Genomic DNA, 12,113 nt, shown 5'->3' on the forward strand with positions numbered 1-12,113 from the left:
CGCGCGAACCCTGGGAGGAACGCCGTTTCTGCTTTACCGATGAGGCGCTACGAAGGAATACTGAAACTGGCAAAGCCATCAGCGTGGAGGCCAGAAGCCGATCACACCTCTATCATCTTCCACCGGATGGACTGAAGACCCACTGCTCAGAAGAATTACTTAGAAAGACCCTAGGGACACTTTGAACGGAAGCCGTATTTTCCTCCGTCATCCGCGAACCCGGCCCCCGGCCCGCTTAGCTTGGCAAAGCTTCGTTTTCGCACCTGGACCCAATCTCGGAGGTCGCCACATGATGCAAGACCACGTCTGGTACGTCTCCTTCGTTGATCAACGCGATGCTCCACCCGACAGGCACGCGCGACGGACTGCGACCTTCAAATCCGAACAGGAAGCAAAGCAGTTCACCAGGACGCTGGCGCAGGACCAGAGAGTGAAGAGCCTTTCGGCCGGAACGATCAATCCGCACCAGCCAAAGCGGGTCGTCGGATCCAGAGAAATCGGCCGGTGGCTCGGCGACATCTAGGACCGCCATGCCGCGGACGCCGCCTCCGATGTCAGGCTGGGTGATCGGCCAGACGCTCTTCGGGTCTGAAGCCAATTGCGGTCAGTGCGAATGTTGCCGAGCGCTATCGCTTCAGCTTCCGCAGCAAGCTCACGACATTGATGCGACCACGTCCAGCATCACCTCCGTCGCGCCGCCGGCAATAGATAGGATGCGAGCGTCGCGCGATATGCGCTCAATCGGGCTCTCCCGCATGACGCCCATGGCTCCGTGGAACTGAACGCACGTATACACCACCTCGTTGACGAGTTCGCCGCAGATGGCCTTCAACATCGAGATCTCGCGCATGCAGTCATCGTCCGCCGCCATGCGCCAAGCGGTGGCATAGAGAAGCGCGCGGCTTGCCTCAACCTTCGCAGAAAGCATCGCAAGACGTTGCCGGATCGCCTGCATGTCCCAAAGGACGCCTCCGAACGCGGGGCGCGTTTTCACGTAAGTGAGGGTCATATCGATCGCCGCCTCGGCCATCCCTGTCGCCATGGCGGCGAGGACAAGGCGCTCGTTCTGGAGGTTGCGCATGATGGAGTAGAAGCCTTGTCCCTCCGCGCCGAGCACGTTCTCGGCAGGAATGCGGCAACCGTCGAAGACGAGCTCGGCCGTGTCGGAGGAGCGCCAGCCGAGCTTGTCCAGCTCGCGAGCCACGCTGAAGCCCGGCGTGCCCTTCTCGACGAGGAACATCGTGATCCCGTTGCTCCCTGCCGCGGAATCAGTCTTGGCCGCAACACAGTAGAGATCCGCGCAAACGCCGTTAGTGATGTATAGTTTCGTACCATCGAGCACGTAGGAGTCACCGTCTCGGCGCGCGCGCGTGCGGATGGCCTTCACGTCCGAGCCCGCATCCGGCTCCGTGATGGCGATCGCGGTGATCACCTCGCCGCTCACAATGCCCGGCATCCAGCGAGCCCGTTGGGATTTGGTTCCGTCGTGAAAGACATAGCTGGAAGCCATCTCGGCCTGGACCAGCATTGCGTCTGCGGCGCCGCCATAGGTGGAGCGCCCGAGTTCCTCCGCGAAGACCGTCGATGCGACTGCGTCCATCTCGGCACCACCGTACTCGGCCGGATAGCGGATGCCGAAGAAGCCGAGTTCGCCCATGCGACGCAGGACCGGACGCGGAATGCCCCCCTCCTCCTCCCAGCGATCTGCACAGGGCTTGATCTCCTCCTCGACAAAGCGGCGGACCTGGTCCCGCAAGAGCTCATATTCCGCAGCCGCCCAAGGCAGCCCCGGCTCTTGCTCCGGTACCCACGCTTTGTCCATCATGTTCGTCCGTTCTATGAGTCCAACACTCAGGGTCCAGACCGTATCGGCGCACTGAGAACCACCTGCGGCCCTGCCAATAGACTAGAGCACTTTCGGTTCTGATTGAATCAGAACCGAAGCTCCGGCTTCTTGTTTTGACGCGTTTTCTTCACGCGAACCGGTACCCACTTCGCTCGAAAACGCTCTACAGTTCGATTTCTTCTCGCGGACCGCCTGAGGGTGCAGCTTTGGAGTCGGCCACCCAGCGCATCCCGTCGATCACTTCCGCCAGTTCGGCCACCGTCGGACGCTCGAACAGGTTGCGAAGCTGCACGTCGACGCCGAAGATCTTTCGCATGCGCGCCACCGCTCTCACGACGAGGAGCGACTCCCCGCCAAGGTCGAAGAAGTTGTCGTGGCGTCCGATCGACTTGATCTTGAGAAGACTGCACCACAAGGCGGCCAAGGTCTTCTCGGTCTCCGTTGACGGGGCGGCGAACTCGTGTGCCGGCTGAATGCTGTCCGCCGTCGGCTCGGGAAGCGAGGCGCGGTCGATCTTGCCGTTGGACGTGAGCGGCATGCGTTCGAGGCAGACATAGTGCGTCGGAACCATGGACTCCAGGAGTTCTTCGGCAAGGTGGGCGCGCAGCTCCGCCACGGTCAGAGGTTTCGAGGCGACATAGTAGGCTACGAGTCGCGTGATTACGCCATCTTCCGTATTCCCCACCGGGGTGGGAACGGCAACGACAGCGCATTCCTGAACGTGGGGCTGCTTGAGAAGCCGCGCTTCGATCTCGCCCAGTTCGATACGCGTGCCGCCAACCTTCACCTGATGATCGACGCGGCCGAGAAATTCCAGGCGTCCTTCCGAGGACCAGCGGGCAAGATCGCCCGTCTTGTACAGCCGCAGCCTCGAAAAGCCATCTCGGGGATCTGTGGCCGTGTGGAAACGCTCTTCAGTCAGATCGGGGCGATTGAAATAGCCTCTCGCGAGACCATCGCCTGCGATGAACATCTCACCGATGACGTTGGGGCCGGTCGGCTGATATTCCTTGCTGAGAACGTAAATTCCCGCATTGGCGGCCGGAACGCCGATCGGCACCGACGCTGATTGATCCTGGTCTACGTCAAACCGATGAATCATGCAGCCCACTGTGGCTTCGGTTGGTCCGTACTCGTTGTAGATCTCAACAGGATGAGGGATGGCCTTCGTGATGTCGCGAGCCAGCTCGGTCTTGAAGTCCTCGCCGCCCACAATGAACTTGCGCAATCTCGTGGCCCCAAGATCGCGGTCGCGGATCATCGCGAGATGCGCCGGCGTCAGCTTGATGATATCGACGGCATTGTCGTCCACGACCTTGAGCACGACCATGTTGCTCAACCCGGGATCGCCAAGATAGACCAAGATTCGGCCACCGGTAATGAGTGGCGTGAAGAGCGTTGTGACGGTCAGGTCGAAGGCGAGAGATGAGAAAAGTGGCCATGCGAGAGGCTGGCCGGAACTGTACACCCGCGCGGCCCACCAGATGTAGTTCACAAGGCTGCGGTGCTCGATCTCGACGCCCTTGGGCGTGCCGGTCGAGCCTGAGGTGAAGATGATATAGGCGATGCCCTCCGACGTCGCGGCGGACGGTCGGGCCGAGCCCGGCTGATTCAAGATCGAAGCGAAATCGGCGTCGAGCACGAAAATGTCGGCAAGCTCCGGCGAGGTAACCGATTGCAGACGTGCCTGAGTGATGACCACCGGCGTTTGCTCACCGGTCCCGCTGGAAATGTCTTTCAGGATTGTGGCAATGCGCCCTTTCGGCGTCGCCGCATCAATTGGCACATAGGCTGCGCCTACTTTGAGGACGCCCAGGATCGCGACAACGACCTCGATGGAGTGTTCCATGAAGACAACGATGATCCGCCCCGGGCCCACGCCCTTTGAGCCCAGATGCGCGGCCATCTGGTTGGAGCGTTCGTCGAGCTGCCGGTATGTCAGCTTTGCATCGCCAAAGCGGATCGCTTCAGCATCAGGACTGAGCATCACTTGATCATGGAAAAGATCGATGATTGTCCTGTCCGACGGGTAGTGCGCCGACGTGGCGTTGTACTCGACGACCCGCGCCCGATAATCGGCATCTTGCAGCGGAGGAAACGCCACGCTCTCCGCTACGATAGGCAGGACTTCATTCATGAAATGCGCTCCCATCCGGCAAGCTAAAAAATCAGATCACGTCAATCGTTGAGCTTCTATGTTGCCCGGCGATAAAGCTCTGCGATGACAGGTGCGTCAGGCTCTACCAGCATGGAGACATCGTCGCAGCCGTCGGGGCCGAAATAGAATTCGGCATCCGGCGCCACGAGTCGCCATCGATGAGGTGCTGCGCCCGATCGCAGCCAGGCCCTGTTCGGAAGGAATATGCATACGCGGCCTGAGTACGGAGTGGGAATGTACCGCCGAAAGGCCGCCATCGCCGTGGATTTGAGCAGAGCTCTGCTGGCCAGCACCGGATCTGTCGTGACAGGCTCCTTGCGAACGAGGGGCATGAAGGCGCGCTCGCGAAGGCGACTGCCGAAATATCGGAGACGAGCGCCAAATGTCGGCAACTGCGCCATCGATCTCCGGACCGATCGGATCGTCCCCCAGACAGTGAAGTACAGCAGACGCAGCAGTTCCTGATGGGTAGTGGGGTGAAGAGGGCCAAAGAGAGCGACGCACGGAACGTCCGCTCCGCGCTTTGTGAGGATTTTGGCCAATTCGAAGGCTGTTGGACCGCCGGAGCAGTAACCAGCGATGATGTACGGACCGACCGGCTGATATTGAACGATCTGGCGAGCGAAGTACTCGGCGATATCTTCGACGCGGTCCATCGGCTTGCTCTGCCCGTCGAAGCCAGGCGGTTGAAGTGCGTAGAACGGCTGATCGCCGCCCAGGTGCTTCGACAAGTCCGAGAACGAGAAGGGTGCTCCGACATGCCCCGGTACAGCGTAAATGGGTGTGCGTGATCCGCGCGACTGCAAGGGAATGATTGCAGGCTGTTGCGTGGCCGTGGCGGTGGCCATGTTCAGAAAGGCGATGATCTCACCCTTCCGCCCCTGCAATTGATCGCGAAGCTCCGCCGTCATCGCGCCAGCCGGCGCGCTGCACCGCAACCGATCGCCCTCGACCCAGACCTTGATGTCCTTGACCGCGAGGTCTGCAAGCAGTTCCGAAAACTGCGTCACGCGCGCTTGCATAGGCTATTCCCGTGTTCTCGACTGCGACCGCGAGGTGTCTCAAACGAGCGCGGCTTGGAGTGAACTTGCGTGCCCTTCCAGCAACTTGGCCGGGCTCCCCGCTATCCTCAGTGAATGATTACATCGCGGAAGCTCCAGTCCGGACGACCATTCATTTCCGAACAACCACGCTCCCGAGATACCCCGTTTTGGGTATGAAACTTCGGACAACCCAATCCCTTTCGTCCGAGGAACTGGGGTATCCCAAGCCGCATCCCAGGCCCTTGGAAATAGCCTCCAGCCGGGTCCAACGCCGGAAGAAGCCTTCCAGCCGGTCGTCCGGACCGAGGGCAGCATAAGACTCGTAGTCGGAGGCGGAAAAGCACAGCGCAGCGATCTCGTCCGCTTCGGGCACGGGGAGAACTGCCTCGATGTCCACTCCGACCTCTCGCCCGGTCGAGAGGGCGACGACTGCCACGTCTCCGGATCGAGAGACGCTGAAGTGCAAATTGCGCGAAGGCATGCGGTGAGAGAGCTGGGGCTTACCCAGCGGTCCATATTCCAGCTCGACATCGGACGGCGAGATTCCCAACCTGGAAGCGAGGATCTGGCGCAGCTGACCACGGCAAGCAACAAAGCGGCGGCGATCCCGCTCCGACTTCAACCCTTCAGCGCGTCTGCTTTCCGCTTCGCTGAGGAAGGCGCCTATCCCACGCACGACCTCCTGCTTCACATCGAGCATGCATGCGAGAACCTCCAAGCCATCACCCTCGAGAACCGGCGCCATGATCCCGGCCCTCAGCCCAACTCCTTCATCAAGGAAGCTCGGAAAGGACGCTGCTGGCTCCACAAGTGTCTGACTGACGTCGCATTCGGCGGGCGGCAACAATCGAGGCCCCGAGCAGGCGAAGGCAACGTGAAAATTCTGGCTCAAAGCCAACGCCCCACGAGCCCCGCCCGCGCCGGAAAATCGGGTAAGGTCGAGCTCAGGCCAGTCAAGCGTCATACCTGGATTCCGATCGCAGGAGCGCTCGTGCGCACCGGAGCATTCCTTCTGGAGCGGCGGCTCCCGTTCACGCGGATTTCTTCGATTGAACAATCACGTAAGCGCGAAGACAAGGAGCCCTGATGGATATTTAGATGTATGGACGGCTACATCAAAAGACCTAGGCCCCCTGACGTTCATACGCTTTGGCTCCCTGCCTAATTGTCGCGCTGACGGAGTTCGCGTGCCGCCTCGATCAGTGTCTGTCTTGGGCTATGTCTGTCTTGGGCTAGTCACGCCGGAAAGACTCGATCGATCTCGACATGGCCCATTTGGGGCATGCCCTGGGACAAAGCGTGCGCGCGAGGGAGCAGTTGCGATGCGATGGACATTGAATGGCGCCATCGCCGGTCAAGCACAAACCAATGCGGTGAAGCTGCGCTTCCCGTCACCGGTCAGCCAACACACCGTGCGCCCGAGCGCCAGGTCGGTTGATATCGTCCTAAGTCAAAGAGGTTGCGTGCTAATCGGAAGACAAGCCGCTTTGCCCTGCGTATGAGACCGCGAGCGTAGCAAGAGCTGTCCTGTTGCCGATCTCGAGCTTGCGAAAGATGTGGTGGAGATGAACCTTGATGGTGCCGTCAGCTACCTTCAAACGACGGCCAATCTCCTTGTTTGACAATCCCTCCGATACCAGACGCATGATCTGACGCTCCCGGTCCGTCAGTACGGCAAGATGCTTCTCTAAAATCGCGGACTGCCGAGAAGAGATAGCGACCTCGCTCGAAGGCGCAGGCAGCATCCTGTGGCCGTCGGCGACCTGCCGCAATGTCTGCAAAAGAGTTTCGGGCTCCTCGTCATGCAGGATAACGCCAAAGGCGCCGACTTCCGCCAACATGGTGAGGTCGCGATCCTCAACGGAGGTTGCGAGGAACACGAGCCGGACAGCAGGAGTCCGGAAATTTGCGATAACGTGCAATGCCTGCCCAAAAATGTCAGGCATCGATATGTCCAGAATGGCGATGTCGGGCACGAGCGCGCGAATTGCATTGAAGCAACTCGCGCTATCGCTGCATCGAGCAGCAACCCTGAAATCACGTTCTGCTTCCAGCAGACAGTTCAGACCCAGTAAGACAACGGGATATCTGCTAGCAATGACCACACGACTGAAATGCATTTCCCGCCAATCCTCAGTCCCCCCAGTTCAAATCGGCACCCAATATCGCTCCAAGCTACTTCACTTTGAGGCATTCAAGTCAAATTTTCTCATCGCGGGTATGCCGAAATCCGGCAGTTTTACAATCTTAAATAGCATCATGGGATCGACGCAGCCTTAAACGAGCGCTGTTCGACAAGTCTGCGGAAGAAGCCCGTCGAAATACGGGGATAATATTACGGGCGACATTCCAAGGACTGTCTATAACCAACGGTATATAGGGATATTGGGGATTAGCATCTAATATTAGTAAATCTTTTGACGCATGCTCAGGGCTTTTTTCGCCCCAGATTTCAGTCCAAGCGACCGTAATCTGAAGAAGCAATTTCAATGCGTCGCGATGTTTTGGCTTGGCAAGCCATTCAAGAAACGAGTCGGATTAAACCGATGAGCCTGTTTCATATTTTGTAGCGTCCAGGAGAGTTCCATGAGACGACAATATTCTTTTTCTATTGTGCTTGGTGGCGAAAACAGTCTTCGGAAAGAGGGTCTCGCCAGAATTCTAAACTCCGAAAATTTTCAAGTCTTTGCTTCAATCTCCGATGTTGACGATTTGCCTGGCAAGGTCAATGTCGGAAGCGCTGCAACCTGTCCGCCACTGTTCCTGGTGGTTCACAGCGGCGATGATTTCGGACCCACAATCGAGCAGATCGAGTGTTTCAAGCGCCGTCACGCGGACGGACGCATTGCCGTCGTTGCAGATCACTACCGACTGAGCGAGTTGACTGCGGCGATCCGAGCCGGCGTCACCGGCTATTTCATCGACGTGATGAACTGCGATGCATTCATCAAGTCCATCGAGCTCGTCATGATGGGCGGAACGGTGTTTCCGACCGACTTCTTGACGTCCGCTCTTGATATCGAAAAGCGCGACGCGGACGGTGTTCCTCCACGCCTCGATGACAGTCATGCCGTGACGGGCGCGGACAACAGGCTCGCACAGCAGCTTTCGCCGCGAGAAATCTCCATTCTCCAGTGTCTGATCGAAGGCGATTCCAACAAGTGCATCGCGCGCAAGATCGACATCGCGGAAGCTACGGTGAAGGTTCACATCAAGGCGATCCTCCGCAAGATTCGTGTTCAGAACAGAACACAGGCGGCGATCTGGGGGCTGAACCATCGGCCTACAGCTCGGCCATCAAACGGGCCGACGACGTACCCGGCGGCTGACGCAACCGAACGCCTCCTCCCGCCAAGACGAGAACTTCCGAAAATCGCGAGGACAGGCCGGCCCGCGCCGATCGGTTCAATCGACCATGCGGTAAACTACTTCGAAGTGCCTCTTGCGAACGGCCACGCCCGCAAGGATATCGGTTCGAAGGCCGAAGGGGCGATCCGACTGCGGAAATAGCCGAAATCGGTTCGGCCACCCACCGCGAAGCTTTCGGCCGGACATCTCGAGCCGGAGTTCGTGCCGCATCGACGGATGCGGCACCCATCGATGTGGCGATCGGCACCGTTGGTGCCGGCCGCTTTGGTCTCAGCGCAAACGCTTGACGCGGACGTTGCCAGGACAACTGCCAATACCTGGTGATCGTGCGCGGGCAGACGCGGAATGGAAATGGAATCAGAATGATCCTGTTGACCGGAGGCGCCGGCTATATCGGGTCACACATCGCGGTCGCCCTACTCGACTCCGGGCTGGATGTCGTTGCGGTCGACAATCTCTGCAACAGCAATCGTGCATCGCTCGAACGGGTGCAGGCCATCTGCGGGCGATCGCTCGTATTCCGGCACATCGATATCTGCGACGAGGAGGCGGTTTACGAGATCCTGCGCACGCACGGCGTGACCGCGGTCGTTCACCTCGCCGGGCTCAAGGCGGTCGGTGAGTCCAGCGCTCAACCCATGACGTACTACCAAAACAACGTTGTTGGGACGATGCGGCTGGTGTCGGCGATGTCGCGTGCCGATGTGAAAACGCTGGTCTTCAGTTCCTCCGCAACGGTTTATGGCACGCCCGCATACCTGCCGCTGGACGAGAAGCATCCCGTAGGCCCAATAAATCCGTATGGCCGCACAAAGTATTTTGTCGAAGAGATTCTGAGGGATCTCCATGGGTCCGACAACGATTGGCGGATCGCCATCCTGCGCTATTTCAATCCGGTTGGCGCCCACGAAAGCGGGCTCATCGGAGAAGACCCGCTCGGCGTGCCCAACAATCTGTTGCCGCTTGTGGCGCAGGTCGCCATCGGGCGACGTGAGAAGCTGCACGTGTGGGGAGATGACTACGATACTCCGGATGGCACCGGCATCCGCGACTTTATCCATGTCGTCGATCTTGCGTCCGGACATCTGAGCGCCTTGAGCGAGCTGAGGCAACCCGGCGTTGTCACCATCAATCTCGGAACGGGAAGCGGCAGCAGCGTCCTGGAGGTGATCAAGACGTTCGAGACCGTGAGTGACCGGTCAGTTCCGTACGTGATCGACAAACGCAGGGGCGGCGATGTCGCCACCTGTTACGCGGATCCGACACTCGCCAAGAATCTGCTAGGCTGGACCTCACAGCGATCGCTCACACAGATGTGCACCGATCACTGGCGCTGGCAGAAGCAGAACCCGAATGGCTATCGCGGCAGCTAGACGGCAAGCGACGGTTCGGCCGGATGGTCGGACTGCCCTCACCTCCTCCAGGCGCGCGACAGCGGCCTGACGGAGGCGGCCAATGGCCACAAACAACATTTCCGGGGGAGTTTGTCTGCCGGCGACAAGAACGAGCCAGCGAGCGCCGCAGGCGCGACTACGCCATCTCGGAATTGAGCCGTAGCTTACCTCGTGATTTAGGCCAGACCTGTCCAGCCGCCGGCCCCTGCCCTGATCCGCAGCAGATCATGGGCGCGTCGAGGCCAAGATACCTCATTTTGAGTTTCGGCGTGTTTCGATGAGTTCGCAAACGACGCTGCACGACCACGCTGCGCCGGTGAAGCGGTTGATGACTATTGCAGTGCTGAGGCCTGAACTCGACACTGAATAGACGCCGCCGCTCAGAAGCCCTGCGATTACGATCGCGAGTGCGATGATAGCCAGTCGATCCACAATCCTCTCCAGGGATGCTCCAGGTCAACAGCGAGGTTTGACTGCTTTCGGGAAGTTTTGCTGACCTAATATGCGGTACTCATTTTGGTAATCGAAGATCACGTACTGAAAGGACGCCGAACAACGCGGTGGGACCGCTGGGAAAAGCGCTTCACTTGCTGCGTGTCGCCCGCCAATATTTTGCTTCGATATCGCCTTAGGCCCTTGCTGTTTCGCCTCGCGAAAAACTGAACAACGCTTCAAGGACCGCTCGTGCCGGCACGACCACCGGTTCAGGCGCAGCTACCTTTGTAAGCGGATCCCGGGAAGGCGCTCGCAGACCAATGGAGCCACTCTCGAACATTCGAGCCCGTCAGGACGGGCGGATCGACATCGAGGAGATCAACGGCCAATGCTTCACTAGAACGAAGTGACACAGGCCGAACCTCGGGCCGGCCTGGGGTACGCAAAAAGATCACGCGGCTCGAATGCCGCGAGAGCGCGGTCTCACATGCGAACCCGTTCGGCCAAGGACGACCGATTTGCCCGAGGTGTCACGTAGGAGAACGCGCCTCGCGCAGATGAACCCTGCGCGGACCGGCAGTCCTTTAGCTCTGAGGCTTGGTCAGGAACGAGTTCTGCGTCCAAGCCGAGCCGCTCATGGCTACGGCGATCATACCGCCATTGGCCCCACCCGAGCTACCCGCCAGATACTGGTTCAGCAGCGCATAGCTGTTGCCTGCCTGAGACGCGGCGGCCGAGCCTTGATCTCCCCACCAATTGGTCGTCTGCGGCGCGGCGGTTGCCAGCCCATCGGTGTCAAATCCGAAGCGCGAAAAATCCAGGCTTGGCGGGCTTGCTGCGCTTGCGCTGGCCGCCGGCGCCGACCAGCCGGACGCCGATGTCGGCGCCAGTCCCATCGCTCCCATGGCGCCCATCGCTCCCATGGCGCCTAGGACGCTGGGGTCGGCCGTCGTGACAGTCGCCGCCGGGCTCACGACCGCGGTCGCAGGCGAAGTGGTGGCCTGCGTCATAGCCGGCGTGACAATGGTGGTCGGGGTGGTGGTCGCAGTTGGGGTGGTGGTTGGGTCGGTCGTGGTGCCCGCGGTTGGCTGTGTCGGAGTTGATGGCGACGTGACGGTCGCTGACGATCCCGTCAACAGCGTCATGTTTCGGTAGTCAACGGCGACGGTCTCGGGCGCCGTCGACCGATAGATTCCGTATTCCCAATTGGTCGCCTGCCCATAGCCCAGGGGGCCGCTGTAGTTCACGACCTGTGTCCCGTTGATCGAGACCTTCAAATAGCCGCCACCGGTGTTCGAAACGTCGGCCTGAATTTGGATATTGTTGTACACGCCCGTCTGGATCGGATTGGGGTCAGTCCAGAGCGTGAGCATCTGCACATTGCCGGCCCCGTTGCTCGGGTTCTGACCCGGCTGGACATATCTCGCGACAACCTGCAGATGATTGCCGACAAGCTGGATCGCAAACGGCGGCGAGGTGCCCACGCCGCTCGCGTTATCATCATTGTGCATCTGTCCGACGATGAACCAGCCATCTGCCGTATTCGTAAATGACCCGTTGGCGCCATTTGCCTCCACCATGAACTGATAGTTCAGGCTGAGCGGAGTGCCGCCGGGGATGTTGCCCGCGCCCGAAACCTCGGAGCGGTCGACAGACGAGCTGTCGTACCAGGCATGATCGCCTTGCTGGACCTGGAAGCGCAGGGTTTGCGCGTCAGGACTGGTCAGGCTGTAGCTCGTGCTCGCATCCTGCACTCCGTAAACGTCGCCACCGATCGAAAACCTCGTCATCGGTGTGGAAGAAAATGATGTGATTGTCCCGGTCGTATCCAATTCAGACCTCCGTGGGTCGCAGAGATTGTTCTCTTT

General features: G+C 59.6%; 9 protein-coding genes. 3 read left to right on the forward strand and 6 right to left on the reverse strand.

What is annotated here, in order from left to right:
* The first annotated feature begins 289 nt into the window (after nucleotides 1-289).
* On the forward strand, nucleotides 290-523 hold the full coding sequence (locus tag BraRD5C2_RS27135; RefSeq protein WP_223973824.1) for a hypothetical protein: 234 nt from the start codon (nucleotides 290-292) through the stop codon (nucleotides 521-523).
* Between the two features lie 129 nt (nucleotides 524-652).
* On the opposite strand, the gene BraRD5C2_RS27140 is transcribed toward BraRD5C2_RS27135, so the two are convergent.
* From BraRD5C2_RS27140 to BraRD5C2_RS27160, 5 genes are all read right to left on the reverse strand, one after another.
* Nucleotides 653-1,825, reverse strand: coding sequence for an acyl-CoA dehydrogenase family protein (locus tag BraRD5C2_RS27140; RefSeq protein ID WP_223973826.1), 1,173 nt, complete (start codon nucleotides 1,823-1,825; stop codon nucleotides 653-655).
* A gap of 184 nt (nucleotides 1,826-2,009) precedes the next feature.
* Nucleotides 2,010-3,983 carry a non-ribosomal peptide synthetase gene (locus BraRD5C2_RS27145; RefSeq protein WP_223973828.1) on the reverse strand — a complete coding sequence of 658 codons (1,974 nt, stop codon included), beginning with the start codon at nucleotides 3,981-3,983 and terminating at the stop codon, nucleotides 2,010-2,012.
* A gap of 56 nt (nucleotides 3,984-4,039) precedes the next feature.
* On the reverse strand, nucleotides 4,040-5,026 hold the full coding sequence (locus tag BraRD5C2_RS27150; protein ID WP_223973839.1) for a thioesterase domain-containing protein: 987 nt from the start codon (nucleotides 5,024-5,026) through the stop codon (nucleotides 4,040-4,042).
* Between the two features lie 151 nt (nucleotides 5,027-5,177).
* On the reverse strand, nucleotides 5,178-6,011 hold the full coding sequence (locus BraRD5C2_RS27155) for a 4'-phosphopantetheinyl transferase family protein (RefSeq protein ID WP_223973850.1): 834 nt from the start codon (nucleotides 6,009-6,011) through the stop codon (nucleotides 5,178-5,180).
* Between the two features lie 502 nt (nucleotides 6,012-6,513).
* On the reverse strand, nucleotides 6,514-7,167 hold the full coding sequence (locus tag BraRD5C2_RS27160) for a LuxR C-terminal-related transcriptional regulator (protein WP_223973853.1): 654 nt from the start codon (nucleotides 7,165-7,167) through the stop codon (nucleotides 6,514-6,516).
* Between the two features lie 466 nt (nucleotides 7,168-7,633).
* On the opposite strand from BraRD5C2_RS27160, the gene BraRD5C2_RS27165 reads away from it, so the two are divergent.
* Both BraRD5C2_RS27165 and galE read left to right on the forward strand, forming a co-directional pair.
* On the forward strand, nucleotides 7,634-8,557 hold the full coding sequence (locus BraRD5C2_RS27165) for a LuxR C-terminal-related transcriptional regulator (RefSeq protein ID WP_223973855.1): 924 nt from the start codon (nucleotides 7,634-7,636) through the stop codon (nucleotides 8,555-8,557).
* Nucleotides 8,558-8,778: 221 nt separating this feature from the next.
* Complete coding sequence (galE, locus tag BraRD5C2_RS27170; protein ID WP_223973857.1) at nucleotides 8,779-9,789, forward strand: UDP-glucose 4-epimerase GalE; 1,011 nt, start codon at nucleotides 8,779-8,781, stop codon at nucleotides 9,787-9,789.
* Between the two features lie 1,040 nt (nucleotides 9,790-10,829).
* On the opposite strand, the gene BraRD5C2_RS27175 is transcribed toward galE, so the two are convergent.
* Entirely contained in the window at nucleotides 10,830-12,077 is a 1,248-nt protein-coding gene (locus tag BraRD5C2_RS27175; RefSeq protein WP_223973859.1) for a heparin lyase I family protein, read from the reverse strand.
* Nucleotides 12,078-12,113: the final 36 nt, after the last annotated feature.

This window comes from Bradyrhizobium sp. RD5-C2 (assembly GCF_019972155.1).
GTDB lineage: Bacteria > Pseudomonadota > Alphaproteobacteria > Rhizobiales > Xanthobacteraceae > Bradyrhizobium.